Annotated in this window: 20 protein-coding genes and 1 pseudogene; 13 read left to right on the plus strand and 8 right to left on the minus strand. The window is 63.7% G+C overall.

Annotated elements, in window-relative coordinates; all coding sequences use genetic code 11:
- Window positions 1-420 precede the first annotated feature (420 nt).
- Window positions 421-774 carry a hypothetical protein gene (locus Pan44_RS12580; RefSeq protein ID WP_197454048.1) on the plus strand — a complete coding sequence of 118 codons (354 nt, stop codon included), beginning with the start codon at window positions 421-423 and terminating at the stop codon, window positions 772-774.
- A 483-nt stretch (window positions 775-1,257) separates the two neighbouring features.
- Here Pan44_RS12580 and Pan44_RS12585 read toward each other — a convergent pair whose 3' ends face one another.
- Both Pan44_RS12585 and Pan44_RS12590 read right to left on the minus strand, forming a co-directional pair.
- The gene (locus Pan44_RS12585; protein WP_145030393.1) at window positions 1,258-2,298 is read right to left on the minus strand and encodes a DUF1559 domain-containing protein; all 1,041 of its coding nucleotides are present in this window, start codon (window positions 2,296-2,298) and stop codon (window positions 1,258-1,260) included.
- A 180-nt stretch (window positions 2,299-2,478) separates the two neighbouring features.
- Complete coding sequence (locus tag Pan44_RS12590; RefSeq protein WP_145030394.1) at window positions 2,479-3,132, minus strand: hypothetical protein; 654 nt, start codon at window positions 3,130-3,132, stop codon at window positions 2,479-2,481.
- 457 nt (window positions 3,133-3,589) lie between these two features.
- Here Pan44_RS12590 and Pan44_RS12595 point away from each other — a divergent pair.
- A pseudogene (locus Pan44_RS12595) lies at window positions 3,590-4,708 on the plus strand (saccharopine dehydrogenase family protein).
- Window positions 4,709-4,770: 62 nt separating this feature from the next.
- Here Pan44_RS12595 and Pan44_RS12600 read toward each other — a convergent pair.
- The 3 genes from Pan44_RS12600 to Pan44_RS12610 all read right to left on the minus strand — a co-directional run bounded on the left by Pan44_RS12600 (window position 4,771) and on the right by Pan44_RS12610 (window position 8,542).
- Window positions 4,771-6,282, minus strand: coding sequence for an alkaline phosphatase D family protein (locus Pan44_RS12600; RefSeq protein ID WP_231754312.1), 1,512 nt, complete (start codon window positions 6,280-6,282; stop codon window positions 4,771-4,773).
- A 247-nt stretch (window positions 6,283-6,529) separates the two neighbouring features.
- Entirely contained in the window at window positions 6,530-7,411 is an 882-nt protein-coding gene (locus Pan44_RS12605) for a PSP1 domain-containing protein (protein ID WP_145030396.1), read from the minus strand.
- Window positions 7,412-7,612: 201 nt separating this feature from the next.
- Window positions 7,613-8,542 carry a ribonuclease H family protein gene (locus tag Pan44_RS12610; RefSeq protein WP_145030397.1) on the minus strand — a complete coding sequence of 310 codons (930 nt, stop codon included), beginning with the start codon at window positions 8,540-8,542 and terminating at the stop codon, window positions 7,613-7,615.
- Between the two features lie 274 nt (window positions 8,543-8,816).
- Between Pan44_RS12610 and Pan44_RS12615 the strand changes: the two genes are divergently transcribed.
- The 4 genes from Pan44_RS12615 to rplI all read left to right on the plus strand — a co-directional run bounded on the left by Pan44_RS12615 (window position 8,817) and on the right by rplI (window position 11,028).
- The gene (locus Pan44_RS12615; RefSeq protein ID WP_145030398.1) at window positions 8,817-9,080 is read left to right on the plus strand and encodes a hypothetical protein; all 264 of its coding nucleotides are present in this window, start codon (window positions 8,817-8,819) and stop codon (window positions 9,078-9,080) included.
- A gap of 255 nt (window positions 9,081-9,335) precedes the next feature.
- Window positions 9,336-9,728 carry a 30S ribosomal protein S6 gene (gene rpsF, locus Pan44_RS12620; protein ID WP_145030399.1) on the plus strand — a complete coding sequence of 131 codons (393 nt, stop codon included), beginning with the start codon at window positions 9,336-9,338 and terminating at the stop codon, window positions 9,726-9,728.
- A gap of 150 nt (window positions 9,729-9,878) precedes the next feature.
- Window positions 9,879-10,391: a single-stranded DNA-binding protein gene (locus Pan44_RS12625; protein ID WP_145030400.1), complete on the plus strand. Its 513-nt coding sequence runs from the start codon at window positions 9,879-9,881 to the stop codon at window positions 10,389-10,391.
- 130 nt (window positions 10,392-10,521) lie between these two features.
- Entirely contained in the window at window positions 10,522-11,028 is a 507-nt protein-coding gene (gene rplI, locus Pan44_RS12630; protein WP_145030401.1) for a 50S ribosomal protein L9, read from the plus strand.
- Between the two features lie 87 nt (window positions 11,029-11,115).
- Here rplI and Pan44_RS12635 read toward each other — a convergent pair whose 3' ends face one another.
- Complete coding sequence (locus Pan44_RS12635) at window positions 11,116-12,513, minus strand: DUF4198 domain-containing protein (RefSeq protein WP_145030402.1); 1,398 nt, start codon at window positions 12,511-12,513, stop codon at window positions 11,116-11,118.
- A gap of 132 nt (window positions 12,514-12,645) precedes the next feature.
- The gene (locus tag Pan44_RS12640; protein ID WP_197454050.1) at window positions 12,646-15,150 is read right to left on the minus strand and encodes a protein-disulfide reductase DsbD family protein; all 2,505 of its coding nucleotides are present in this window, start codon (window positions 15,148-15,150) and stop codon (window positions 12,646-12,648) included.
- A 581-nt stretch (window positions 15,151-15,731) separates the two neighbouring features.
- Here Pan44_RS12640 and Pan44_RS12645 point away from each other — a divergent pair.
- The 6 genes from Pan44_RS12645 to Pan44_RS12670 all read left to right on the plus strand — a co-directional run bounded on the left by Pan44_RS12645 (window position 15,732) and on the right by Pan44_RS12670 (window position 23,377).
- A complete protein-coding gene (locus tag Pan44_RS12645; protein WP_145030404.1) occupies window positions 15,732-16,679 on the plus strand; it encodes a PhoH family protein in 948 nt (315 codons plus the stop codon).
- Window positions 16,680-16,841: 162 nt separating this feature from the next.
- Window positions 16,842-19,154: an HD family phosphohydrolase gene (locus tag Pan44_RS12650; protein ID WP_231754313.1), complete on the plus strand. Its 2,313-nt coding sequence runs from the start codon at window positions 16,842-16,844 to the stop codon at window positions 19,152-19,154.
- A gap of 116 nt (window positions 19,155-19,270) precedes the next feature.
- A complete protein-coding gene (locus Pan44_RS12655) occupies window positions 19,271-19,513 on the plus strand; it encodes a hypothetical protein (protein WP_145030406.1) in 243 nt (80 codons plus the stop codon).
- A 583-nt stretch (window positions 19,514-20,096) separates the two neighbouring features.
- Complete coding sequence (locus tag Pan44_RS12660; RefSeq protein WP_145030407.1) at window positions 20,097-20,543, plus strand: TraR/DksA family transcriptional regulator; 447 nt, start codon at window positions 20,097-20,099, stop codon at window positions 20,541-20,543.
- A 103-nt stretch (window positions 20,544-20,646) separates the two neighbouring features.
- Complete coding sequence (locus Pan44_RS12665) at window positions 20,647-22,026, plus strand: trypsin-like peptidase domain-containing protein (RefSeq protein ID WP_145030408.1); 1,380 nt, start codon at window positions 20,647-20,649, stop codon at window positions 22,024-22,026.
- 154 nt (window positions 22,027-22,180) lie between these two features.
- Complete coding sequence (locus Pan44_RS12670) at window positions 22,181-23,377, plus strand: Gfo/Idh/MocA family protein (protein WP_197454051.1); 1,197 nt, start codon at window positions 22,181-22,183, stop codon at window positions 23,375-23,377.
- A 59-nt stretch (window positions 23,378-23,436) separates the two neighbouring features.
- Here Pan44_RS12670 and Pan44_RS12675 read toward each other — a convergent pair whose 3' ends face one another.
- On the minus strand, window positions 23,437-24,990 hold the full coding sequence (locus tag Pan44_RS12675) for a hypothetical protein (protein ID WP_197454052.1): 1,554 nt from the start codon (window positions 24,988-24,990) through the stop codon (window positions 23,437-23,439).
- Between the two features lie 265 nt (window positions 24,991-25,255).
- Here Pan44_RS12675 and Pan44_RS12680 point away from each other — a divergent pair, with 265 nt between their 5' ends.
- Entirely contained in the window at window positions 25,256-26,689 is a 1,434-nt protein-coding gene (locus tag Pan44_RS12680) for an aldehyde dehydrogenase family protein (RefSeq protein WP_145030410.1), read from the plus strand.
- Window positions 26,690-26,691: the final 2 nt, after the last annotated feature.

The raw sequence follows: 26,691 nt of genomic DNA on the forward strand, positions 1-26,691 counted from the left end.
CTGTGAATCGGGGGCCGTGGATCTTCCTCTTTCTGCCCGGGCGATTTTTGGCGACGTGATCCGGCCCTCTGGACGGGCCTCGGGTGGGCGGCAGAATGCGTTGCTGGATGCATGATCGGCCCTGGCTGTGGTGGAGTGTGTTCCTCTATCCATCGGGGGACGTTGCGCGGAAAGTCTTAAGTGGTTGGGTGATCGTTGGTTGGGGCTGAAACGACGCGGAGGTCGTGGCTTGAGGGTTTCCGTTTGGCATCGTTCTCGACATGCGCACCCGTGTTCGTCATTGGGAGCGGATTGATCCGACGCGGTCTGCAGCACGTCTCAGGATGGTGCGAGGTCCGATGAGACATGCATCCTTCATGACGTTTCGGAAAGAGGCCTGCCGTCTTCGAAGCTCGGTGGGCGCCAAGGGGTCGGCCAGAGATGAGATGGACGAGAAGGGTCAGCGACGCGGATGTGGTTGAGGGAGTGCGACGTTTCGAGCGGAATCGACGTACGATTGCCGCGTTCCTCGTCGGAACGGGGCTGCTCGTGGTTACCGGCGCCGTCGTCGTCGGCTTATGGTTTCACCGGGGCTGGAAGTCGGCTGAAATCGCGCCTTCCGTGGACGACATGACGTTTTTCATCGGATTGACTCTCGGCTCGACTCTGAGCGGATCGCTTGTCGCCGGATCGCACTGCGTCGGGCACGGAATCGGAATGATGATCTGGCGCGATCGTCGGAATGAACTGCTGTTGTCCCTCTGGCCGTCGCATGACTTGAAGGGGAAGAGGTGAGGGGGGATTGTTCGCGGGTGCGTTCTGATCGTGCTGGCTCGCGAGCAAGTGCGGTGTCGCCCCGTTGGGGCTGAATCTCTTTGTCGCGGCGGGACCGTGAGCTGGCGCTCACGGCTATGCTGTGCCGCCCCTTGCGGGGCTATTCGGACTGTCGGCTGGTGCTGTTCTACGACTCAAGGCCCATGTGCACACGACGGATTCGTGGTCGTGCGATCGGTCGCAGGCGCTGGCAACGGTTGACCGGCTGCCTGTGCGGTTCGCTCACTTGCTGCATGTGTTTTTCTTCCGCACCCCGGCCCTCTCCCCCGCAGGTGAGTCGGTGAAGAGGTAGACGTCGTTCGCGGGGGCGAGGGAGAATCAGCGCCACTGAGCAGCTATCGCCTTGCCGCTCACTCAGGGGTGCTGTCGAGGTCGCTTCCTCAACTTGTGGACTCGAGTGTGCACGGCGGCCTGGAAGCGAGCCGGGTTCATGGGCACCGCGGTTCAGAACTCGCCAGTGACTTCGCCGCCGGCCCGAGTTCCGAGGGCCCGCCAGAGGGCGAGATCGATGTTCTCGTTGATGGTTCGCACGCTGCCATCGACAAGCGCGGAGTTTACGACCCCCGTGTGCCAGCTGCGGGAGGCGATGATGGCGTAGGTGGCGGCGGTGGTGCTGGTCGCTTCCTGCTGGGAGGTGAAGTCGACGCTGACGTTCAGGGCGCACTGATCGATGGCATAGCTCAGGGGAACCTTCGCGTTGGGGCCGGCGGTCGTCGTGAAGCCTTCATGATGGACGCGTCCATCGGGCCATTCCGTGTGGCCATTGGGGCGACACCAGGTCATTCCGCCGGGAATCTTCGCGATGACATCGGCGAGGTTGGCGGGCGGAACTGCGTTTCCACCGTTCGGCGGAGTGTTGCGGCCGTAGTGCTGCTGGGCGCGGACCTCGGAGGCGAGCAGCGTGTTGCTCGTGCCGTCGACGAAATCGCGGAAGGTGTGGCGGGTATTGGGGCCGAAGGCTCCGTCGCCGGCGCGGCGGGTCGCGGGATCCCAGACGAGCCAGGTTCCGAAGCTGAAGCCGTAGGTCGTGGGGTAGAGCGGTGACGCGGCCTTGGGGCTGACGTCGCGTGCCTTGTCGGAACCGGGATCGCTGGGGCAGGCGAAGACGGGGATCTTGAGCCCGGACAGGACGGCCTGCTCATCCCAGGCGATCGAGAGGTCGACGTTGTTGTAGACGTTGCCCTGCTCGAGGTAGGGCATGATGCGTCCGTGGACGCCCCAGGAGGAGTTGGTGTTGATCGTGGCTCCGTTCGACCCGATCGTGGCGCTCGGGGGGAAGACGGAGTAGGACGATTCGTAGTTATGCAGCGCCAGGCCGAGTTGCTTGAGGTGATTTTTGCACTGTGTCCGGCGGGCGGCCTCGCGGGCCTGCTGGACGGCCGGGAGGAGGAGGGCGATCAGGATGGCGATGATCGCGATGACGACCAGCAGTTCGATGAGCGTGAAGCCGGTTCGAAGGCGCGGAGAGACAGCGGCAGGGGACATGTGGTGCAATCTTGAAGAGCGAGGAAAAGCCCGACGACAGAACTCGGCCGGCCAGCGCTCAACTAGAAGGCAAGAGAGATGCCATAAGGACGATTTCAGATTCGTCCGTGGCGTCTCACGTTGCGCGCGGAGCACCCAGTTTGTCAGGACAGTTTACCGTCGCGCGCGGACGGAAGCTGTTCAATGCCGGCCGCGCGACCAGCGGTAGCCGTACTCGATGGCGAACCAGTTGGCGAAGCGTTCGCGGTCGACGTGGCGCGTGTTGCGCTGATCGATGGCGTGGCCGACTTCATGGATGAGGATGTTGTTGAGATAGAAATCGCGGAGCGAATCGATGGTCCAGGTGAGAGTCCAGAGGTCTCGCCGCTGGGACCAGACGCCTCCAAACATCTCGGCTTCGATCCGCTGCTGCGGGCGGGGTGGCTGGATGAACGTTTCGACCAGCGACGACTCGATGGGGTAGAGGTAAACCGAAGTTCCCCACTGCAGCCCGTAGACAGGGAACAGCTGCCGCTTCCGCGTCATTGGGCTGAGCTGAACGACGTCGACGTAGCCCTGATACCTTCCGGGGAGCTGGGCCAGGCGCTCGCGGATTTCCGACGGAGTGACGGCGTGCAGGAAGCTGGCGCCGGGAGGGGCGACGATGATCCGGGGCGACCGGCGGTCGGTCGGATCGTGCCAGCGTTCAGGGGCGTCGAAGGGGAGCTTTGACGGCTGATCGGACTTGCGGGAACCGAACGCCGGCCGTGCGGCGACCATTGGCCCGCGCTGGCGAGCCGAACGGACGGCCGACCGACTGACGGTCGATTTTCGAGAGGGATTGTTCCTCGACATCGCAGCACGAACTGAACAGGGGATTGGCCTGGTGCATTCCGTGCACGACTCCATGGTCCTCATGTGAACGGCTCTCGGGGATGCCCCTCGAGCCGCTCCCATCCTTTCGCCCCGTTCCACTCCCGGCAAGGTGTACGTTGCAAGTGGCGAGGCTGCCGTGAGTTAGAGCAGACAGTCCGCCCGACAGCGCACGCCTCTTCGGGAGTTTTCAGAAAGTGTCTGATGTAAGCCATTTTGGCTTCAGCAGTTACGGGCATGTGCCGAGGGGGCTGCGAGAGGCTGCGGTGTTTGACGTTCTGGATGACGTGTACACTGACAGGAGAGGGCAGGCGGCGTGTTGGCGGCGTAAGCTGCTGAGGGTTTGCGGTTTGCGGTGAATCTGCGTTGTGTCGGGGAATCTGCACTGACGTACAGGTTCTGGGTTTGGGTGACTGGAACAGGGTCGAAGGGGGCGTCCATGACTGACGTCTTGCTGCTGGGAGCGGGCAAAATCGGTCGGATGATCGGGACGCTGCTGATTCGCAGCGGGGACTACCGGGTGCGCGTGGGGGACGCCTCGGCGGCCGCGCTGACTCGCGTGGAACAGCAGCTGGATGCGGAAACGATGGTGGTGGATGCGGATGATCCGCAGGCGCTCATGGAGGCGATGGATGGGGCCGGGGCCGTGATCTCGGCGCTTTCCTACCGGCAGAATCCTGGCGTGGCTCGGGCGGCGCTGGAGCGCGGGGTGAGCTAGTTCGACCTGACGGAGGATGTGGAGACGACCCGGGTCGTGCGGGGTCTGGCGTCGGGGGCGCGGCCGGGCCAGGTGTTCGTTCCGCAGTGCGGGCTGGCGCCGGGATTCATTTCGATCGCGGCGAACGATCTGGCGGGCTGGTTCGACGAGCCCCATTCGATCCAGATGCGGGTGGGAGCGTTGCCGGAGTTTCCAACGCACGCGCTGAAGTACGACCTGACATGGTCGACCGATGGCCTCATCAACGAGTACTGCAATCCGTGCGAAGCGATCCTGGACGGCAAGCGGATCGAGCTGCTGCCGCTGGAAGGGCTCGAAGAATTCTCACTCGACGGCGTGAGCTATGAAGCATTCAACACCTCGGGCGGGCTGGGGACGCTCTGTGAAAAGTTTGAATCGGCCGGGCTGCGCGAGCTGACTTACAAGACGATTCGCTATCCGGGTCATCGGAACCTGATGAAGTTCCTGCTGGAGGATCTGCGACTTCGCGAGCGGCGGGAGATGCTGCGGCAGATCCTGGAGTTTGCAGTGCCGATCACGTACCAGGATGTGGTGATCGTGTTCTGCAATGTGACGGGACTGAGGAACGGCGCGCATGTGAAGAAGTCGAAGGCGCTGAAGCTCTACCCTTCCGTGATCGAGGGCGAGGTGTGGAGCGCGATCCAGATCTCGACGGCTTCGGCGCTCTGTGCCGTCGTGGACCTGTGGAAGCACGGGAAGACGCCGGCGTCCGGATTCGTGCGGCAGGAAGACATCCACCTGGGCGAGTTCCTGGCGAACCGGTTCGGGCAGGTGTATGCGGCGGCGGATTCGACGAGGACGTCGGTGCATCCGGGGTAGGCGGGGCCAATCACGAAGCGCCCCGGCTGCTTTGGAGCAGCCGGGGCGCCGGCGTTCCATTCTCAGGCTTCCTGGGCGCCGGGGCGGCCGTTCTCGACGACGTAGGTCTTCCGGGTCACGAGTTCGCCGCCGGGTTTTGAGACGACGGGCACGACCTGGTACTTCGAGGTCCAGGTGCTGGGAGTGACTTCGCAGGAGACGTAGCCCCGCTCGCCGTTCATGAATTTCATGCACGGGTTCTCCGACATGATTTCATCGTGGCCTTTCCGTTTCTCGACACCGTCGCCGCTGGACGAGATCGAAGTGCCCACGAACTCGGTTCCGACGACCGGCTGTCCCGTGGCCCGGTCATCGATGACGAGGTCGTGCACGAAGTTCGCGTGGATGTCGCCTGTCAGGACAACCGGATTGAGATCGGGATTGGCTTTGAAGTGTTTGAGGAGGCGCTGCCGGCTGGCTTCGTAGCCGGGCCACTGATCGAGCGGGTAGGTGACTTCTTCGCCGACCGTGCGGTCGAGCCGGCCGACCATCACCTGCTGGGCGAGGATGTTCCATTTGGCGCCGGACTTCGTCAGCGTGTCGTAGAGCCACTTCTCCTGCGTGTCGCCGAGGATGGTCCGCTTCTCATCGAACACTTCGGGGCAGGGCGGTTTGTTGCCGTCGCCGCACGGCTGATCAGAACGGTACTGGCGCGTATCGAGGACTGCGAACTCCGCCAGCCCGCCGAAGGACACGGAACGATAGAGCTGCATGTCCGGTCCTTTCGGGATCGCAGACGACCGGAGCGGCATGTGTTCGTAATAGGCGCGGTAGGCCGCGGCCCGCTTGCTGGCGAACTCCTCAACCGTCTCTTTCGGGTTCTCCGAAATCAGTGTGGCGTAGTTGTTCATCACCTCATGGTCATCCCAGGTGACGAGCCAGGGGCACATCGCATGGGCGGCCTGAAGATGTTCGTCCGTCTTGTACTGGGCGTGACGGTTGCGGAAGTCGAGCAGAGTCAGCAGCTTGGCGCCGGACTCGATGTCGGAATGCCGTCGCACGCCTTTGGTCGTCGGTCCGCCTTCGTAGATGTAGTCGCCGAGGTGAGCGACCAGATCGAGGCCTTCCTTCGCCATGTGCTGGTAAGCCGTGTAGAGGCCGCTTTCCCAGTGCTGGCAGGAGGCGAAGGCGAACTTAAGTTTTTCAGGCGTGGTTCCCCTGGCGGGGGCGGTGCGGGCGCGTCCGACGGGGCTGGCTTCGCCGGCGGCGGTGAAGCGATAGAAGTACCAGCGATCGGGCTTGAGGCCGGGAACCTCGACGTGGACCGAATGGGCCAGATCCGGTGTGGCGACCGTCGTTCCCTTGATGATGGGTCTGGACATCGCCTCGTCGTCGGCGACTTCCCATTTCACTTCGACGTTCTGGGCCGGCATGCCGCCCCCTTCGAGCGGGTTCGGCGCGAGTCGCGTCCAGAGGACGAATCCATCGGGGGACGGATCGCCCGAGGCGACGCCGAGGGTGAAGGGATTGGACGGGAGCCTGAGCTGCGAGCGGACGAACGCGGAGGCCTGCGAGCCGAGAAGGGGCCAGGCCATGATTCCGCCGGCGGCGGTCTTCAGAAAGGAGCGGCGGTTCCAGGATTTCCCAGGGGAATCAAATCGCATCGCACACATCAGGGGCTCATTCCTAACGAGGACGGCGGGATGACGATCCGTCATCCCGCGTTCAAGGGAGTGACCGCCGGACCACGGGTGTGAAGTCCGATCGGCTGGAGGGAGGGACTCGAGTTGTCGAGGGAGAAGGGGCAGGCGACGGGGCGTTGACCCCACTGGCGTCCGCGATTCAGTTCGGACTTTCGGCCGCCTGGCCTCCAGCGGTGTCTGCAGGAGTGACTGGCTCCGCGGCCGGTTTGCCGCCCCCAACGATGGTCAGAATATCGACCGCATCGACCAGGACGCGACGGTCGTCTTCGTAATTCACGAGAACTTTACGGGCGAGGATTTCGAGCGCGAGGACACGCCCTTTGCCGGCTTTCGTGACGACCCATTTTCCGACGCCGGGGAGTTCCTGCCGATGTTCCTCGTAGACGTCGTATTCGTACCTGAGGCAGCACTTCAGTCGACCGCAGCGTCCGGAAATCTTGTTGGGATCGAGAGAGGCCTTCTGCAACTTGGCCATCTTCATCGAGACGGGCGGCATTTCACGGAGATGCGTGTTGCAGCAGACGGGCTTGCCGCAGTCGCCATAGTCGGCGAGGAGCTTGGCCTCGTCGCGGATGCCGATCTGGCGCATCTCGATGCGGGTGTTCAGCTCAGCGGCCAGCTGTTTGACGAGGTCGCGGAAATCGATGCGTGCTTCGGAGTTGTAGTAGAAGACGACGCGTTCGCCGCCGAGCACCTGTTCGACATCGACGAGCTGCATCGGGAGGCCGCGTCCGGAGATGACGTCGCGTGCCTTGGCGAAGAATCCCTGTTCCCTGCGGTGCGCTTCGTCGCGCTGGCGTTCATCGTCGGGAGAGACTTCGCGGACGATGCGTCCGGGGTTGCCGGTCGAGCCGAGGTATTCCCGGGTGCGTTCGGTGGCTTCGCAGAGGATCTCCCCCCATTCGAGTCCACGATCGGTTCGCACGATCACGCTCGAGGCGCGCGTGTATTCCGTTCCTTGTTTTGCGGAGAACTCTCCGAGTTGGCGGAGAAGTCCAAATCGCACCACGTAATTCGCCATCGACCTGTCGACCTTGAGACTCAGGGCGGGTGGATTGTCACGAATTCAGGTCGGGAAGCCAACGGGTCATGGCGAAGAAAGCAGAGTGCCGAGGCAGAATGGGAGAGACCGCGGGCGAAGGAAGTGGAATGGAGTCGGGTGGGTTGCTTTCCAGGGAGCCGTTTCAGGTTCGGGCCCAAGGTCGCGGGGAGAGAAACTGAGTCAACGGCTTCGCCAGAAGGCTTCATCGGGGATGCCGAGGGCGGCTCGGGCTTCGGCGACGTCCTTCGCGAACCGCCGCGCGTCGACCGGGTAGCCCTGCGTGGGACGCACATTCGGCACGTGTTCCTGCCAGAACGCATTGAACATGCGCATCGACAGCTCGCGCATGTATTTGGCGACGATCGATGCGCAGGCAACGGCGAAGTGCTTCTCTGCACGACACTCGAAGCGTACCTCCGAATCGCCGACCTGATAGCGGCTCAGTTCGGGCGTTTCGGACGTGCGGAAGACGAAGCAGCCGAAGGTCTCGGTCAGCAACTGGTCGTAGCGGGCGCGGCCGCCGTGACGGTCGCCAATCACGAAGGCCGGGGTGGTTTCCGGGTCCCAGATTCTGCGAAGGAGATTCATGCTCACTTGTGAGCAGACCGCGGCCTTGTTGTCGGTGGAGGTGATCCTGCTGTTAAAGCCCTTGGGGAACACGGCCTCGACGTGGACTCCCTTGCATCGGATCCAGCCTTGTTCCATCGCGGCCGCCAGGCGGGCGGCCTTGTTGGCAACGACTTCGCGATCGCACTCGGCCGGGAGGTCGACGGGAGGAACCCGGGCCATCCAGTCATCCGCCTCGAGTCCGAAGGACAGGCCGTCCAGAATCTCGGGAAACCGGCTTTCCGTGCGGTTGGCCACTGACAGAATTGCGAGGGCGCTGGTTTCCAGATCGGCCAGGCCGCGGGCAGGGGAGAAGATTGCCTTGGAATCGGCGATGTGAACGCGGCCGCGAGGGCAGGGTTCCTGGGCGACGGCGTCCTTGAGCGACTCAAAGAGGTCGACATTCCGCGACCGGCCGGGGAACTCCCAGACGGTGGCGGCGACGACAAAGGGGCCCAGGTTTGGACCGAGACCGGCCTCGTCCATTCCAATGATGACGCCCATCGACTCCGTTCCCCAGTGTGGTCGTGCGACTGCCGCAGTGATGGGCCGGTCCAAATCGAATCGGCCGGGCGGACATGCCGGGGTCATTCTGCCGTGGGAGGCGGCGTTCGTCGAACCTCCAGGTGTCGATTCCTCTTGGTCGAACCGGCAGAAACTGCTACGACCCGGGCCGCAGGCCGCATGTCGCGAGCCACCTTTCGAGATCCATTCCATGCACCACTTACGCAAAGCTTTTTTGCTATTGGCTTTGTGTCTTGCGCCGGGGTGCATGAACGTGTCGACGACGCGTCTGCCGTTCATGGCGTCGCGGGGTGTGGAGGTGGAGCGGCGGGCGAACCAGATCCAGGATCCGTTCCCGGACAATGATGCGGGCCCGTCGATGGGATTCCGTCCGCTGGAGTTCGAGGAGCAACGATCGGAGATTCAGCGAGCGCGGGATCGGTCTTATGCGGGGTTCCTGCGGGGACGTTACACGTCGCAAGTGCCGCCGGGGCAATCGGCTCCGGTGTTTGCGAACGCGGTCCCGGAGCCGAGATAGCGGGGGTGTCTGGAGGTGGGCGGATTGTCGGTCGGCGGAGAGGGAGTGAGGTCGCTTTTTACAGGGCTTGCGTGATTGCATTCCCCTCGGGATTCGCTACAGTGCCCGATTCGCACAATGCGGGCGAGGCAGCTTCGAACTGCTTCAGCGATTCCGTGATTGGCACGGCCTGGCCCTTTGCGACGATGTTTCGCAGGGGGCGGCCCGGTGCGTCACGATCAAGAACACAGAACCTGAGAGATTTGGAGACGTACGTTGGCTCAGAAGTTGTACGAATGCATGTTCGTGCTCGACAGCGGCAAGTTTGCCACTGATCCGCAGGGCACGGAAGGCGCCATCCGCGATCTCCTCGGCCGTTGCGACGCGGAAATCGTGTCGTCTGCCCCGTGGCAGGAAGGCAAGCTGGCTTTCCCGATCGACGGGAACAAGAAGGGCCTGCACTATCTTGTGTACTTCAAGATGGACGGCTCGAAGGTGGAAGACTTCACGCGGCAGTGCCACCTGAGCGAACTGGTGATCCGCCACATGCTGCTGTCGCACAGCCCCAAGCTGTTCGACCTGATGTCGCACTCGCTGGCGCAGCATGCTTCCGGCGGAGCCCCGGAAGCTCCGGCTCCGGCCGCAGCCCCCGCTCCCGCGGCGGTCTGAGCAGGCGACGAAGTCGCCCGTCCTGGTTTGAGGGCGGGATCGGTTTGCGGACGGAATCAAGGAACAATCAGGACAGGATGCCCGCGCCGCGGTACCGAACGCCGCGGCGTGATTCGTTGAGTTCGAGCCGGATGTGAGGGAGTACGGGGTATGGCCAGCTTCAATCGTGTCATCCTGGTCGGCAACCTGACTCGCGATCCGGAAGTGAAGTACACGACAGGCGGAACCGCGGTCGCCGAGATTGGCATGGCCGTCAGCCGTCAGTGGTTCGATCAGAAGTCGAACGAGCGTAAAGAAGAGACGACGTTCGTCGACGTGACGTTGTGGGGCCGGCAGGCGGAAGTGGCCGGCGAGTACCTTTCGAAGGGACGTCCGGTCCTGATTGAAGGTCGTCTGCAGCTGGACACGTGGGAAGACAAGCAGTCCGGACAGAAGCGGTCGAAGCTCCGTGTCGTCGGCGAGCAGATGCAGATGCTCGGCAGCCGCGGCGACGGAGGCGGAGGCCAGGGTGGTGGAGGCGGCGGCGGTGGTCGTGCCCAGGGGGGAGCCCCCCGAGGCGGCGGACAGCGTCAGGCCCCTCCGCGGCAGCAGGAGACGTCGGCGGCGGATTCGTTCTACGACGACATGCCTTCGGGCGGCCCCAATGATGACGTGCCGTTTTAACGGCGAGCAGGATCGCGGCCGGACGTTGATGGCCGCCAGGATAGAACCATCGTGGCGTTGGAGAGCCGAATTCGGTATCACTCACGCCCCAAAGATCATTCACGCTGACTTTTAGAGACTCACTGGTCCGATGCCTCTCAAACGCAAAGAACGCGTCCGTTCCGCCGACCTCAAGGGAGGCGTCGAGCTGATGCTCGCTGAAAACATTCCGAGCCTGGGCGATCAGGGAGCGATCGTGCGGGTGAAGCGTGGTTACGCCCGCAACTACCTGCTGCCGAACGGCCTGGCGACGGTGGCGACCGAAGCCAACAAAGAGATGGTTGCCCGGCACAAGAAGCGGCAGGACGCGCTGCAGCTTCAGAAGCTCAAAGACCTGAAGGCGATGGCCGACAAGGTGAAGGATTACAGCGTGACGCTGGAAGCCAACGCCACGGAGGAAGGCCACCTGTACGGGTCGATCGTGGCGGTGGACATCGCGAAGGCCCTCAAGGCCGCGAACTACCCGGTCGAGCCGGATCACGTGAAGCTGGAAGGCCCGCTCAAGGAGCTGGGCATGTACACGATCAAGCTGCAGTTCGCTCCGGAAGTGACCACCGACGTCAAGGTGTGGGTCGTTCCGACGTCGTCGATCCGTTAAGCGGACTGACGCGACAGCGACGAGGAGACAGAGGACGCCATCGGGTTGATGGCGTCCTTTTTTTGTTGCTGGGGAGGGATTCAGGGGTCAGGGGTCAGGGGGCAGGGCGGGTTGGCGGAACCGGAGTGTGCAGTTGAAGGGGGCTTTCAGGGCGGCGTGGATCGAGACCGATTTCCAATCGGGGTGGTGGGCCTGCAGCGCCAGAAGGAGGGTTGGCACGTCCTTGACGAGGCCGGGCGGGCCGTCATCGAAGTGCGCGATGCCGCTCGAGTCGGTCGTTGTTTCGCGCCATTGGGGCAATCGATCGGGGGAGGGAGTCGGTGCTCCCGCTCGTCTGAGCTCCAGGAGCCGGATGGAATCGTCGTCGTCGCCCGGGAGCGGGTCGAACGGGATCGCTTTCACGATCGCGCCTTCAACGGGGGCGCCTTCGGAGTCGGTCACCCTGATCCGCGTCGTTGCGCGGGGTTCCATCGGAATCGTGGCGACTTCGGCGGCCGCCTGCGGCGATGCATATTTGCGCATGACGGCGACCGACATTTCATGCGGCGGCTCCCGGCGCGGGAACAACTTCTCAAAGGCGCGGGCGTCCGCTTCCGCCGGAGGGGCGGAAGTCCATCCCTTGCACAGGACAAGGAGCTCGAGGCCGCTGTTCGGCGGAAGGGAATCGACGATGAACTCGCCGTCGGGAGTGACCGGGACGACCCGCGTCCAGTCGGCGAATCGCGGGTGTGTTGAGGCGGGCCGGGCCACGGCGTAGACCGTTCCGTCTTGAACAGGCCGTGGGACGTCGACGCCCAGGCGTCCTCTGAATTCGAGGCCCTTCTGGAGCGGGAACGTCGGCGGGCTTTTCCCGGGATCGATCTGGCGCAGGTCGATCGTTTCGCTGAAGTAGCACGATCCCTGTTCGGACAGGTGAACGAGCCGGATCAGATAGTCGGGACCGCGGGGAGCGAGGTCGAGGCGATGGATCGCGAGGAGCCCTTCGTCCTCCGTGAAGTGGAGTCCCTTGAGGTCGCCGAAGTCGGGAGTGAGCCCCCAGGCGCGGCCTTCTTCGCCGGGGAGGCGCGCCATCAGGCGGATGGACGAGGGATGACGCAGCGTCACTCGATGGGGACTGCTGCCGATGGGGACTAAGCCGGGCTGCAGGATGAAGTCGGCGCGATCTACGAGGATGCTGGCGCTGGCGCCAGGCGAATAACGGGGCCATGCCAGCGTTGCGAGGCCGTTGTCGTCCGTGGTAACGGGCATGGCCCAGTCGGGTGAAGGGAAGTCGGCGCTCGTGACGAGCGCACCGGGGACCGGCTTTTCTTCTTCGTCGACCACGAGGATGGTCGTGGAGTGTTCGAGACGGGCTCGGGGCGCCGGGGGAAGGCCATCGGCCCGCAGGGCTCCGCAAGTCGTCATGACGACAACCACGGCAGGGGACATCCGAAGCAACAGCCGGAGGATCATCAGCCCGCTCCCATTCCAGGTGGGAGCCATCATAAGAGAGGAATGCCCGAGACTGAAAGCGAGGGCGAACTGCGGAAGTCGATCTCGGGCCTTGTCCAATGAAACAGGGCACCGACCTGTGCTGGCCCGTGCCCTGTTGCTGATTCGTCAACTTTCCGGCTGGAGTTACTCCTTCGCCGGCTTCTCGTTCATGACCATCTTCCTGGCCGTTTCGGCCATCATGGTGCCGTCGCCGGGGGGGGCGGTCTGGGCCATGGCTTTCTCGAGAGTCGAGAGGAGCTTGGCTTCGGAGAACGCACCGGCCAGGCGGATCACCTTGGCGTTCGGGTCTGGCGGAACGACGACCGTGAGCGGGACGGAGATCGACTTGAAGTGGTCGAGCCAGCGGAGGATCTCGTCGCTCTCATTGGTGAAGTCGGCGACCATGGTAGTGATGCCGTTGTTGCGAACGAACTCGGCCGTGTTGATGGTGTTCAACGCGAGCCGCTCGTTCTGCTTGCAGATGGCGCACCAGTCGGCGGTGAAGTCGATCAGGACGGGCTTGCCCGATTTCCGAAGCTCAATCAGCTTTTCCTGGTTGAACGCGATCCAGGGGAGCTCGCTGTCCGGTGGCGGGGCCGTGGCGGCGGTGTGCATGCGATAGGCGATCGTGCAGATCAGGAACGTCGCGACGAACGACGTCATGCGGACGATTGACTTGCGACGCAGCGACGACTCGCGGTCGTACAAGCCGCCGATCATCCACAGGCCCAGTCCGAGCCCGACGCAGGCGGTCAGGACGGGGAGGAGGTTGCGCTGGTCGATCGCCATCAGGAACCAGATGGCCGCGCCGAACATGGCGAACGCAGAGGCCTGCTTGAACTGCACCATCCACATGCCGGGGCGGGGCAGATACTTCAGCAACCACGGGCAGACACCGATGACCAGGTAAGGCAGGGCCATGCCCAGGCCCATCGTGCACCAGACGAGGTAGATCACGGGCGTCGTCTGCTTGACCGACCACGCGAGGGCGTAGGTCATATAGCCCGTGCTGCACGGGGTCGCGAGCAGCGTCGCGAAGATGCCCGTCATGAACGCGCCGAAATAGCCTTCGCGGTGTTCCCCGCCGCCGGCGGCCTGACTGAGCATTCCCGGCAGGAGAATCTCGAAGACGCCGAGCAGATTCAGCCCGCAGACGAACACAATCAGGACCGTCGCGACGCGGAACCATTCCTTCTGGAACTGCTGTCCCCAGCCGAGGCTGAAAAAGGCGGCGAGAGTCGCCAGCAGGGCGAAAACCGAGATGACGCCGAAGGTGTAGACAATGTTCATCAGCAGGATGCGTCCGCGGCTTTCTCCGGCCTGCTGGACGATGCTGAGAATCTTGATTGCGAGGACCGGCAGGACGCAGGGCATGATGTTGAGCGTCAGGCCGCCGATGAAGGCGAACACGAGGGCGCCCCAGAGCGTCGTGGTGTCAGACTCTTCGGCGATGTCGAACTGGGTTCCCTGGAGGTCGAAGGCGGGGGCCACGGGGGCTTCGGACGCGACCTCGGCCGGCCCCTTCGGGAGGCTGGCGATGCCGAGCCGCTGAGCGCCTTCGGTGTTCTTCGCGGTCTGTGCGGTTCCAAAGGCGAAGACCTGTTTTTTCGGGGCGAGGCACTGCTTCGTCCCTTCGCAGACCTGGATGCGGAACGACCCGCTCAGGCCGACGGGCTTGTCGCCGACGCGTTTGAAGTCGCGCGTCCACTCGACCTTGTTGTAGAAATTGAAGGAGTCTTTGCCGTCGACCTGTTTGACGACCGGCTCAGGGGATTCCTTGAAGTCTCCGGCCGGCTCGAGGCCTTCGACCTGGTCGAGTTCGAGGACGGTTGGAAAGCCTTCGCCTTCGCGAATTGAGTAGGTGTGCCAGCTGTCGCGGAGGGCGAGGCTGATCGTGAGGGTGACCGGCTCGCCGGGTTTGGCGTCGGGCGGACAAAGCTTGAAGGTGGCCGTGACGGGGTTCGGCCCGTCAAAGCGCGGAAACTTCGGGGCGATCTGATATTCGCAGGAGAGGGGGCCGGGCTTGTAGCCGGCGGCGGCCACGGCTTCGACCGGAGGGGGGAGTTCCTCCGGCATTTTGACGACGGCGACGGGTTCGGGATCGGCGGCCGCGGTTTCGGGCGTCCGCTTGAAGGAGGCGGTCAACGGCTCCTTTTTCGGGGAGCAGTTGTCTTCGTCGCAGAACAGGAAGTTGACCGTGCCGGCGACTTCGAAGTCGCCGGAGGCGCGGGCGTCGATCTTCAGCCGCTGACTGAAGGTGACTTCGCCGGTGTATTTGCCGACTTTCTTGTTGAAGTTCTTGTCGAACGAGACCTTGGGCTCGTGATCGGGAGTGATGTCGCCGGTGGGCGTGAGCCGGGCGTGCGACTTGAGGACAAACTTCGTCTTGTATGGGGAGGTTTCATCGACACCGTAGGTGTTCGATTTCCCAACGGTCGTGATTTTGACGGCCAGGATCGCTTCGCCGGCCTTGGCGGGATCCTCGGAGAGCGTGGCGCTTACGGAGAAGCCGGCTTTCTCGTCGCCAAGCCCCGGCAGGCCGAGACCGAGTCCGCCGTCGAGATCCAGCGGGCTGCCGTTTTGTGCTACCGCAAACGGGGCACAGGCGACGAGCGCGAGCAGGGCCGCGAACGTTCTCAAACCAGACATCTTCCGCCTCATTCGGTCCATCGCCAAAACCTCTTGCCGGGGCACGCGTGATCCTGCGTGGGGAGGCATCAAAGTTCGTCGGTCAATCCGTTGCCAGCCGCTTGCGTTGTGGCGAGCGGCCTCCGATTCAAGACACGACCTGGCGTTTGTCACCTGGCCGCGTCCGCCGGTCCTGTTGCCAGGGCCGACGTGGTCGTGTCGCGCCGCCAGATTCCCGGTGAGAGATTCGTGGAAAATGGCGAGATAACACAGTTTACGCATCAATTCCGACTGACGCGAGACCGCTTGTGGCGGATCGCGACAGGTCGGTCCGGCGATTTCTGCCGGGGCACGGTTTCATCCCCCACCTGCTCCGGTAGAATACCTGAGTGAAATCGTCAGGGAACCTGTGCCGCCTTTGACATCTCTTGCGAAAGCAGGCGAGTCGAGCACCCCAGGCGGACGAGGGCCGGGAGCCAGGCGACTTAGGTCGACTCCCGGGCTCCCCACGATGAACTTCAAGTTGTTTGACGGCAGGCGATCCGCCCCCGGGGGGGGGGGAGGGTGGGTCGAGGACGTCGCCGCAGGGCGACACGTGCTGGATGCCAACACTCTCCATTCCGCTTTCCACGCCGGAAGAGGCACGGGCCCTCTTTGGTGCTCAGGATTCCTTTCTTCGCCGGATCCGCGAGTCGTTGGGGATCAGCATCGTCCTGCGCGGGGACGACCTCGTGATGGACGGCGACGAGCCAGCTCTGGAGCGAGGGAAAGAGATTCTCGACGACCTGCGGACAGTGATCCGCAAACACGGTTTCCTCCGGGAGGAAGACGTCTCCCGCGTGCTGAACCGGGTGACGGGCGAAGTTTCGTCCCAGTCGGCGATTGACCTTTTGCAGCGGGCCAAGCGGGTCCAGCCGCGAACCAAAGGGCAGGAAGAGTACGTCGAGTCGATCCGCAAGAACGACCTGGTGTTCTGTGTCGGTCCGGCGGGATGCGGCAAGACCTACCTCGCCGTGGCGATGGCGGTGAACGCTCTGCGCAAAGAACTCGTCCGCAAGATCGTCCTGGTGCGGCCGGCGGTCGAAGCGGGCGAGCGTCTGGGCTTCCTGCCGGGCGATATGCTGGCGAAGGTGAATCCGTTCCTCAGGCCGCTGCTGGACGCCATGCAGGAGATGCTCGATTTCGAGCAGGTGAAGCGGTACGTGGAGGCGGACATCGTGGAGATCCTGCCATTGGCCTTCATGCGGGGCCGGACGCTGAACAATACGTTCATCATTCTCGACGAAGCTCAGAACACGACTCCGACGCAGATGATGATGTTCCTGACGCGGATGGGGGAAGGATCGAAGATCGTGGTGACGGGCGATCCGACCCAGACCGACCTGCCTCCTCATACCCCCTCAGGGCTGGGAGACGCGATCCACCGGCTGACCGGAATCGAGAACGTGACGACGGTCGAACTGACTGGCCGCGATATCGTGCGTCACAAGCTCGTGCGTGAGATCGTGAAGGCGTACGAAGACGACGGCAAGAAATCGAAGAAGCGCTGACGGAGCGGATCCGTTCCCGGTGCTCCGCAGGACCGAATGAAACCAGACCTCGATCAAGCTGACGAACCTCCAGGAATGTGCGACCGGTCGGGTCGCGCATCCGGTTGTCTCATTTGAATGGCTTCCACCTCCACAAGACGATCCCGTCTGTCGCGAACCGGCATGACGATGCGCCCCCGGGAGACGTCCTGGAGCCGCTTCGTAGGCTGGATTCAGGATCGCAGCGTGGTGATCCGGCTGGGACTGGCGTTCCTGGCGCTGCTGCTGTTGCTGCTGGTTCTGAAGGCGTGGCAGTCGCCGTTTACACATCGCCTGGGCAATTACTCGTCCGATGGCATCGCCGCCAAGATCGGATTCAACCGGATCGATGAAGAGGCGACGAACGTCGCACGCCGTGCGGCCGAGCAGGCCGTTCCGCTGATTTTCAACAACTCGACCGAAGATCTTCTGCGGCTTCCCGATCGCCTCCGGGCTGCACTCGGTGAAATCTCCCAGACCGATACGCTGGAGAACCTGCCGGCAGCGACCCGTGCGGATTTCGGGCTGGGGCCCGTGGACACCCGCGAACCGATGAAGCGGGCGGCGCAGGAGATCTACAAGACGGACGTACCGCAGCGGCGATTCACCGCGCTGAAGGAAGCCGTCGCCGGGATGGGGACAGGCGACAAGAGCCGGATCGACGACATGGTCGCCGACTTTTCGAAGTTCATCTCGCCGCTGACGGACAATGGCCTGTTGAATCACCGGTCGTACAAGAACCTCCAGGGGAACCTGGAGGAACTGGAACCGGATCGGAAGCTGATGTCGGTCGACGTCCAGACGGGCGTGGCGACGGAAGTGCTGGTTCCGAAGGTCTGCCTGGCTGACCAGTTGAACGAGGCGGGCGACCTGGGTGGGAAGTGGCTGTCGTATCCCAGCCTGACCAAGTCAATCCAGGGGGCCCTGAGTCACTGGCTGATGTGCCAGGCGAAGCCGACGCTGGAGTTCGACCAGGCGGCGACGAAGCTCGCCCAGGCGAAGGCGCGCGACCAGGTGGCGAACGTTTACCAGCGGTTCCTGGCGGGCGACCTGATCGTGCGGCCAGGCGAATTCATCGACGAGAAGCGACTCCAGATCCTGAACGACGAATACCAAGCGTTCGAGAAGACGGTCGGGATCGGGGCGAGGCTGCTGAGGCTGTCGGTCGTCTTTCTGATGATGGGCATTCTCGCGTCGCTCAACGCGTATTACATCATTCACAACGAGCCGCGGATCGTCCGGAGCCTGTGGCGGCTGACGGTGTTCCTGACGGCCATCGTGGCGACGGCTGCGCTCGCCCGGCCGATGTCGTATGACCCGTGGCGGGCGGAGATCATTCCGCTGCTGGTGACGGTGATGGTGCTGGCAGTCGCCTATAACCAGGTGATCGCGACACTGGCGGCCTTCTCGATCTCGCTGGCGCTGACTTTTTCGACGACGGGGCAGTTCGGACATTTCATCCTGCTGATCAGCACCTGCGCGGCGGCTGTGATTCCGGTTTCGCGCGTCGGCTCGCGGTCGACGCTGATCAAGGTGAGCCTCGTGGCGGCCGTGACGCACTTCATCGTGAGCACGGGGGTCGGGATCGTTCAGTCGCAGTCGCTCAGCGACGTCCTGCAGGACCAGGCGCTCCTGCGTCAGAGCATCACGGGCGCGGTCTGGTGCGTGTTCGCCGGGTACTTCGTCGCGGGAAGTCTGCCGTTCATCGAGCAACTGTTCGGAGTGGTCACCGACATCAGCCTGCTGGAGCTGAGCGATCCGTCGCATCCGCTGCTGCAGGAGCTCGTTCGCCGGGCCCCGGGGACGTACAACCATTCGATCTCGGTGGCGAGCATTGCGGAGACGGCTGCGGAAGCGATCGGGGCGAACGGCCTGCTGGTGCGGGTGGGGGCGTACTTCCACGACATCGGCAAGATGCTGAAACCACAGTACTTCATCGAGAACATCGCGGCGGGGAGCGAAAGCCGTCACCAGCAGCTCGCTCCGGCTATGAGCACGCTGATCATCATCGGCCACGTGAAGGACGGCGTGGACCTGGCCGAAGAGCACAACCTGCCCCAGCCGCTGATCGACTTTATCGAACAGCATCACGGCACGACGCTGGTTGAATACTTCTTCCACGAGGCGACGAAGCTGGCGGAGAACAAACCGGACCACCGGACCGACGCCGAGGAATCGTCGTTCCGATATCCGGGGCCAAAGCCTCAGACGCGGGAGGCGGGCGTGCTGATGCTGGCGGACGCGGTGGAGGGGGCGAGCCGGACGCTGACCGATCCGACGCCGAAGCGGATCGAGACGCTGGTGCACAACATCACTCTCAAGCGGCTTTTGGACGGGCAGTTCGACGAGAGCTCGTTGAAGCTGAGCGAGATCCGGACGGTTGAGGCGTCGCTGGTGAAGTCGCTGATCGCGATCTATCACGGCCGGATCCGGTATCCGGAAGCGCGGACGGCGTAGATTGGGCTGTGTCGTGGGGGGCAGTTCCCCTTCGTGGGGGCTGCCAAGGCCGACACCCTGCAATTGACCGGCCGCGGAATCTGGTGCTACGGTGGCGCAGAGCAAGGAGGCGGACCATGACGGACGATGCCCGGATGCGAATGGACGTTGAAGCGGCCCGGACGCTGGCGCTGTGGAAAGAGCGCTTTGCCGAGGAGGTGCTGGTCGCTGCTCGTGAGCATGCCCGCCGAGAGAACCGCTCCGGAAGCATCTCTCTCGCACATCTTCGCCTGGGCGCTGGATCCGCGATCGTCGAGCTGATGAGGGCGATTCAAGCAGGACGAGAGGGGCAAAACGATGCCGGAAAGCGAGCCGCCTGAGGCGACTCACCGGGCCACTTGACCTCGCTTACCCGGATCAGCCGCCGCGGACGCGGCTTTGGATTCGAATCATCTCCCTGGCCCGTCGTCGTGACGCCGTCCCTGGCCGGATGCTGATCGGCCTGCCGGAAGGGCCGCGCGATCTTCGGCGTCTGAAGCCTCCACAGAACGATCGGCCCGATAGGCGCGACGACCTGCTGGGGGGCGAGCAGGCGTGGGTCTGCCGGGCTCGGGGAACTGCGATTCCCATTTCTCTCGAAGGCGGGGCGGGTGGCGATTTTTCCGGCAAACCCGGTGTGGATCGGCTGGCCGGATTTGCCGCCAGAACCCTCATTCTCCGTAGCTGGCACGGGACCGTCGTGACCGGCGATGAGTTTCCCCGGTTGCGGCGTCCTCGGGGCGTTTTGCCTGTTCATGGGCGGGGGGGCGGATAGGGTGGCGTCCACGAGTGGGCGGGGGTGTTGACTCCCCTGCGTAGAATTGGGCACTTCCGTCCCGGTTTGGGGTCAATCCGGGGATGTGCGGGAGTGGTCGAACTGAAGGCCGCCACCCGGAGTTTTCCGGGCAGAAACAGGGGTAAGCCGTGGCTCGAAAAGATGCCCTCAAAAGGCTTTACAACCAGCTGGTCTCGCAGCGAGCGGCGCTTCGCCAGTCGTTATCCGAGGAAATCGGGCTGACGGGCGAGTCGGCGGCAGGGTCGAGCGATCCCGTGGACGCGGCCTACGACGACTCGGAGCGGGAGTTGAACTCGCAACTGGCTGCCCTGGAAGGCCGGGAACTGGTGCGGATCGAAGCCGCGTTGACGGCGATGCGCGAGGGGCGTTACGGGGTCTGCGAAGGCTGCGGGAAGGCGATTCCCATTGCACGGTTGCAGGTGTTGCCATACACGTCATCTTGCGTGGACTGCCAGCGGACCGTCGAAGGACGCCGCCGGGCGGGCCAGGCCGATGCGGATTGGGAATCCGCCTGGGAGCATGGGGCCCGTCAACGGGACCAGGAACTCTCCGTTCGCGAACTGGACATGCAATAGGCCGTCAGCGGGGACTCCGCTGACTTCCGACGATTGCCGCCGGCAGCAGGTGGCCGGCGCCCGTCCAGTCGACGGGCGGCTGAAAGTCGGAGGTGGTAGGCCAATGTCGTTGCAGACCCGATTTCTGAGGCCGGAGTTCTTTGTCGCGGCCTGGCTGACGTGCACCGCGTCGCTCCATGCAGCTCCTGACGCGCCGACACCTCCGACTGTCCGGGCGACGCTTCAAGAAGCGGGGCGGGAGCTGGCGAAGATCGCCGAGCAGGTGAGTCCTGCCGTCGTGCATATCCAGTCGGACCGCGGACGGACGGAAGAGACTGGCTCGGGCGTTCTGATGCGGAGCCCGTCGTATGGCGGTGTCTTCGTCGTGACGAACCGACACGTCGTCACCCAGACGCCGATGAAACAGATCTCCATCCGGCTGGAGGACGGCCGGAGCATCAATCCGGAATCGGTTCTCGAAGACCGATTCACCGACCTCGCGGTGCTGAAAGTGACGATCGATCCGCCGGGGGTTGGCGAATGGGCGGATAGCGACAACCTGCAGATCGGGCATTTCGTGCTGGCTGTCGGCAGTCCGTTTGGACTGAGCCAGTCGGTGACGATGGGAATCATCAGCGCCAAATCGCGGCGGGCTCTTTCACTCGGCGCCGAAGACATCCTCAACCAGGACTTTCTGCAGACGGATGCGGCGATCAACCCGGGCAACAGCGGCGGGCCACTGATCGATCTCGATGGCCGGGTGGTCGGCATCAATACGGCGATTGCGTCGCAGGGGGGCGGGAATGAAGGGATCGGATTCAGCATTCCGTCCAACCTGGTGAAGTTCGTCGTGGAGGAACTGCTGACGAAAGGCGTCGTGCGGCGGGGCTACCTGGGCGTGCGGCTGGATGACGCGTTCGATTCGAAGGCCGCTCAGAAGTACGGTCTCGACCGGCTCCGCGGGGCTCGAGTTGTGGAGATCTACAGCGGCACGCCGGCCGAGGCGGCTGGAGTGGTCGAGAATGACATCGTGTTGAGCTTCAATGGTGAAGACGTGGAGGATGAAAACCATCTCATCAACCGCGTGAGCCTGACCCCACTCGACACTGTGGTGTCGATGGTCGTGCTGCGGAAGGGACGCCAGGTGCCGCTGCAGGTGAAGCTGAAGGAGCGTCCTCCGCGGCGGACGACGAGCCAGGTCGCGCCGCGCGTCGGGAAATCCGTGTTGCCGGCGGGGCTCGAGACGGTTGCCGTGACGGAGGGACTATCGGTGCAGGCCGGGATGTCTGGTCGTCGCGGAGCTCTGGTGCTGAGCGTTCCGGACCGGCTCCAGGGAACGCTGAATCTGTACGACATCATCACTGAAGCGGGCCGGCAGCCCGTCGCCAGCCCGGGTGACCTGCAGGCCGCCCTGGAGCGACATTCGTCGTCGCCGCTGTTGCTGAAGGTGCTGCGGAATGACGGGGGCCGAACCGTGGAGCGGCTGGTCGTGTTGCCACGCTGAGCGGTCTTGGTGGTCGCCGCTGCAGACGCCGCATTGGTGGCTGCAGCATAAGAGTTGCGGTGTGCTCCTGGCGGGCCGGGTTGCGCGCGTGGCTTGCCCCATTCCGCTCCGCCGGTATTCTCAAACCGGCTTTTCAAACACCCGGGGAACAACGATGGAAACGACCAACGGCGCGCTCAATCGCAAACTTCGCATGGCCCTTGTCGGAGGCGGGCAGGGCTCGTTCATCGGACGCGTGCATGCGACAGCTGCGATCCTCGACAACCGGGCGGAGCTGGTCGCCGGCGCGCTCTCGTCCAACCCGGAAAAAGCGAAGGCGTCCGCGCCCTCATACGACATCAAGGCCGATCGCGCGTACGGTTCGATCGAAGAACTGGTCGCCGCGGAGAAGAAGCTTCCTGACGACAAGCGGATCGACTTCGTCACGGTCGCCACTCCGAATCATACGCACTTCCCGATCGCGAAGGCGGCCGTCGAAGCCGGCTTCAACGTCATCTGCGACAAGCCGATGACGTTCGACATGAAAGAGGCGGAAGAGCTGCAGAAGCTCGTCGAGAAATCGGGCGTCGTCTTCGCCGTGTCACACAACTACACCGGATATCCGCTGGTGAGACAGGTGCGGGACATGGTGCTGAACGGAGAACTGGGCGAGATCCAGGCGATCCGGTCCAACTACATCCAGGGCTGGCTGCGGTCGAAGCTGGAAGACTCCGACCAGAAGCAGGCCAAGTGGCGCACCGATCCGAAGCAGTCCGGGGCCGCGGGGTGTTTTGGTGACATTGCGACGCACGCGTACAACCTGGGCCGGTACATGACCGGCCTCTTGCCGGACAAGGTTTCCTGCACGCTGAAGACGTTCGAGAAGGGGCGTCCGCTCGATGACTATGGCGTGGCGGTGATCCAGTTGGAGAATGGCGGCCTGATGACGGTGACGGCCAGCCAGGTGTCGCATGGTCGTGAAAACGACGCCTTCATCGAAGTGGACGGCACGAAAGGTTCGATCCAGTGGCGTCAGGAGGAGCCGAACGTGCTTGTCGTTCGAAGGAACGGTGAGCCTCACCAGCTCTACACGCGAAACGGCGGGCCGTATCTGTCGGCGATTTCGACGGCGTCCTCGCGTCTGCCGAGCGGGCATCCTGAAGCGTTCTTCGAGGCCTTTGCGAACATCTATCGCTCGTCGTATGACGCGATGGTGGCCCGTGCGACGGGGCAGAAGTTTGAGACGAAGAACACGATCTATCCGAACGTGTACGACGGCGTGGAAGGGATGTACTTCATCCAGCAGTGCGTCGCCTCCAGCAAGGAAGGGGGCGCGTGGCTGCCGCTGAAGCATTCTTCGGCGAGAAAGTAATTCGAGCCGGAGATTCGAGACACAGAAGCCCGGCTTCTTTGAAGAAGCCGGGCTTCTTTTTACTTCGTGGAGGGGAGTCGGGCGGGTTTCAGACCTTCCGCGTCCAGGTCGAGCCTGTAGAGGATCTGGTTGTATTCGTACCGGGGCGTGGGCGCGATGTTTTTGGTGAAGCTGTTGGTGTAAGTGCCTTCGAAATAGACGAATCGGCCTCCCTGCTCGTCGAGGTCGGCGTGGTGGCAGACGTTGTAGAACGACTGGCCGGCGTGAGTGACGATTTTCACTGCCCTGGCGAACGGGCCGTTGGGGGCCGGCCCTTCCGAGTACCAGACTTCCCCCAGGAACGAACTCGAACCGTCGTGCTGGCCTGAGATGAGGACCCAGCAGTTCCGATGTTTGTTGAAGCGAACGGTGCCGAAGGCCATGCGAATCCGCTGGCCGGGCTCCGTTCCGGATTCCGGCGAGAGTCGCAACTCTTCGGGCTTGATCTGGCCGGCCTTCAGGAGATTCTGCTCGGCCTCGGCCGTGATCGGCGCGGTCTTGTGATCCCAGCGCCAGTTGAGTTGTCCTTCGGGCGTGCGGTCGACCTGCGGGGCGGCCCCTGTTTCCCCGCCCTTCAGGCAGGTGAACGCCTCGTACTGCGCCGGATCGCAGACAGCTTCGAACGTGGCAGGGACGCGGACGGTGGCCGTGGCGTCGCCCCACATCAGCCAGCGCGTTCCGCCCTCTTCGACGAACACCGGGTGCGAGTCGATGAATCGCCACTTTTCCGTGAGCGGCTGGTGAGTGACCGGAATGAAGATTTCCTGTTCGTCGTCGAATTCGGCGATGCCCTGTTCGATCTGCTCCAGGAGACCCTTGCGACGGGAATAGCGGCAGACCATCCGTTCGACGCCTTTCGAATTCGGAACGACGGCCACGCCGCTGATCCAGATGACGCCGTCCTTCTGCTCGGGATAGGGAATCATGGCCCGGGCGAAGCCGGTGTCGGACTCGGTGAAGTACTGATAGGGAAGGCCCCGGTCGAGCGAGTCCCTGCCGGGGACGAAGAGGGGCGTCGTCGCGCCGGCGGTGCGGAACAGGCCCAGCGGAAAGGCCGCGCGGCTGGTATCGCCCCAGAACCAATACTGCTTCCCGCGATAGATCGTGGCCTGGATCGAGTCCTGCCCGACGACCTGGCCGCGGGTGATGCGATCGCCCTCGGGGACGTCGTCGCCCAGGAGGACACTGTCGCGATAGCGGCCGGCCCCGGTGAGGCGGCAGATGCGTTCGGCGATGTTGATCCGCTTCAGTTTTACGGTCGCCTCGCCGCCGGCTTTCGCGGGGAGACGAACGCCTTCGTAGCCGAAGGGCGCCTTTGGCGGCTCGTACCCCTGGCACTTCACGCCGAAGTAGACGTCGCCGTCGAATTGTTCCGACTCGTCGCAGGCGACCTGGCCCGCGCTGTCCGTCACATAGGTGACGTGGTTGACCGTGGTGAGTTCGACGAGCGGGATTCCGCGGCCGGTCGCTTCGTCGACGAACCGGATGCGAAACGGCCGAGGGGGCTCAGCGGCCTGCGTGGCGGCGGCCATGAAGGAACCGACGATCAGGGAGGCGATCTTCAGTGCGCTCATTGCGGGATGCCTGGGAGGGAGAGGTGCAGTGGAGAGGGGATGATAGTGGGTAGTGGGTAGTGGGTAGTGGGTAGTGGGTAGTGGGTAGTGGGTAGTGGGTAGTGGGTAGTGGGTAGTGGGTAGTGGGTCGTGGGTCGTGGGTCGTGGGTCGTGGGTCGTGGGTCGTGGGGCGTGGGTCGTGGGTCGGCGTTGTTGGGGGCGCTCTTGCAGAGTTTGTGGGAGCGACTCCAATCTGGTGTGGACTGTTTGTGAGGGGAGGCCGTTGATGCAGATGTTTCTGGAAGGCCGCTGGATGAGCGGCGGGAAGATGCAGCCCGTCATCAATCCTTATGACGGCAAGCCGTTCGACGAGGTTCCGGTCGGGACTGCGGCCGAGGTGGATCGTGCACTGGCGGCACTGGTTCGCGGGGCCGCGGCCATGAAGGCGCTGTCGGCCTGGGAGCGGTCAAAGATCCTGGAGCGGGCTGCAGAACTCATGACGGCCCAGGCGGACGATTTTGCCCGCACGATCACGCTGGAAGAGGGGAAGCCGATCCGCGAGTCGCGGCTGGAAACGAGCCGGGCGATTGAGGTTTTGAGGCTTTCGGCGGAAGAGGCCCGCCGGCTGTGCGGCGAAATGGTCCCCCTGGATGGAACGGAATCGGGCCAGGGGAAGATTGGGTTTACGCTCCGTGTCCCGTGCGGGATCGTCGCGGCGATCACACCTTTCAACTTCCCACTGAACCTCACGACTCACAAGGTCGGCCCAGCGCTGGCGGGAGGGAATGCGGTCCTCATCAAGCCTGCGAGCAACACGCCGCTTTCCGCCCTCAAGCTGACTCGGGTATTGCTCGACGCGGGACTGCCACCGGAATCGATCGCATGCGTCACCGGGCCCGGAGGCGCGCTTGGGAAAGCGATCTGCGAGGATCGACGTCTCCGGAAAATCAGCTTCACCGGCAGCTACGAAGTTGGCGAGATGATCTGCCGGGCGGCGGGCGTCAAGAAGGTGACGATGGAACTGGGCGGGAATGCGCCGATCGTGGTGATGGATGACGCCGACCTCGACAAGGCCGCGACGGCGGTGGCGTCGGCCGGGTATGCGAACGCCGGTCAGGTCTGCATTTCGGCGCAGCGGATCGTCACGGACCGCCGGGTGCAGTCGGATTTTGTCGATGCGCTGACGATGCGTGTGAAGGGGCTGAAGTCGGGCGATCCCCTGGATGAGTCGACGACGATCGGGCCGCTGGTCCGCGAAGGCGACGCGGAACGTGTGGCGAACTGGATCGAAGAAGCCGCCGGGGAGGGGGCGAGCGTGGTGACGGGAGGGAAGCGATCCCGCGCGTTCCTCGAGCCGGCGATCCTGAACAACGTGACAAGCGCGATGAAAGTGGGGCGTGAGGAACTGTTCGGTCCGGCGGTGGCCGTGATGCCGGCGGCGAATCTCGACGACGCGATCCGCATGGCGAACGACACGCGGTACGGGTTGTCGGCCGGGATCTTCACGCAGGACATCGATCGGGCGATGCGGTTCGCGAAAGAGGTGGAGAGCGGGTGCGTCCACATCAACTGGTCGAGCCAATGGCGGGCCGACCTGATGCCGTATGGAGGGCTCAAAGACAGCGGCTTCGGGAAGGAAGGGCCGTCGTCTGCGATCCGCGAGATGACGGAAGAGAAGATGATCGTGCTCCACCTGCCGGCGGCCCAGGCGCCGGGGTGATC

The sequence above is a fragment of the Caulifigura coniformis genome, from assembly GCF_007745175.1.
Taxonomy (GTDB): Bacteria; Planctomycetota; Planctomycetia; order Planctomycetales; family Planctomycetaceae; genus Caulifigura; species Caulifigura coniformis.

What these genes read in the sequence shown, in the direction of transcription:
- Pan44_RS12580 (WP_197454048.1), top strand. Translation starts at nt 421, where the DNA reads ATGAGATGGACGAGAAGGGTCAGCGACGCGGATGTGGTTGAGGGAGTG.
- Pan44_RS12585 (WP_145030393.1), bottom strand. Translation starts at nt 2,298, where the DNA reads ATGTCCCCTGCCGCTGTCTCTCCGCGCCTTCGAACCGGCTTCACGCTC.
- Pan44_RS12590 (WP_145030394.1), bottom strand. Translation starts at nt 3,132, where the DNA reads ATGTCGAGGAACAATCCCTCTCGAAAATCGACCGTCAGTCGGTCGGCC.
- Pan44_RS12600 (WP_231754312.1), bottom strand. Translation starts at nt 6,282, where the DNA reads ATGGCCTGGCCCCTTCTCGGCTCGCAGGCCTCCGCGTTCGTCCGCTCG.
- Pan44_RS12605 (WP_145030396.1), bottom strand. Translation starts at nt 7,411, where the DNA reads ATGGCGAATTACGTGGTGCGATTTGGACTTCTCCGCCAACTCGGAGAG.
- Pan44_RS12610 (WP_145030397.1), bottom strand. Translation starts at nt 8,542, where the DNA reads ATGGGCGTCATCATTGGAATGGACGAGGCCGGTCTCGGTCCAAACCTG.
- Pan44_RS12625 (WP_145030400.1), top strand. Translation starts at nt 9,879, where the DNA reads ATGGCCAGCTTCAATCGTGTCATCCTGGTCGGCAACCTGACTCGCGAT.
- rplI (WP_145030401.1), top strand. Translation starts at nt 10,522, where the DNA reads ATGCCTCTCAAACGCAAAGAACGCGTCCGTTCCGCCGACCTCAAGGGA.
- Pan44_RS12635 (WP_145030402.1), bottom strand. Translation starts at nt 12,513, where the DNA reads ATGATGGCTCCCACCTGGAATGGGAGCGGGCTGATGATCCTCCGGCTG.
- Pan44_RS12640 (WP_197454050.1), bottom strand. Translation starts at nt 15,150, where the DNA reads ATGTCTGGTTTGAGAACGTTCGCGGCCCTGCTCGCGCTCGTCGCCTGT.
- Pan44_RS12645 (WP_145030404.1), top strand. Translation starts at nt 15,732, where the DNA reads ATGCCAACACTCTCCATTCCGCTTTCCACGCCGGAAGAGGCACGGGCC.
- Pan44_RS12650 (WP_231754313.1), top strand. Translation starts at nt 16,842, where the DNA reads ATGACGATGCGCCCCCGGGAGACGTCCTGGAGCCGCTTCGTAGGCTGG.
- Pan44_RS12655 (WP_145030406.1), top strand. Translation starts at nt 19,271, where the DNA reads ATGACGGACGATGCCCGGATGCGAATGGACGTTGAAGCGGCCCGGACG.
- Pan44_RS12665 (WP_145030408.1), top strand. Translation starts at nt 20,647, where the DNA reads ATGTCGTTGCAGACCCGATTTCTGAGGCCGGAGTTCTTTGTCGCGGCC.
- Pan44_RS12670 (WP_197454051.1), top strand. Translation starts at nt 22,181, where the DNA reads ATGGAAACGACCAACGGCGCGCTCAATCGCAAACTTCGCATGGCCCTT.
- Pan44_RS12675 (WP_197454052.1), bottom strand. Translation starts at nt 24,990, where the DNA reads ATGAGCGCACTGAAGATCGCCTCCCTGATCGTCGGTTCCTTCATGGCC.
- Pan44_RS12680 (WP_145030410.1), top strand. Translation starts at nt 25,256, where the DNA reads ATGCAGATGTTTCTGGAAGGCCGCTGGATGAGCGGCGGGAAGATGCAG.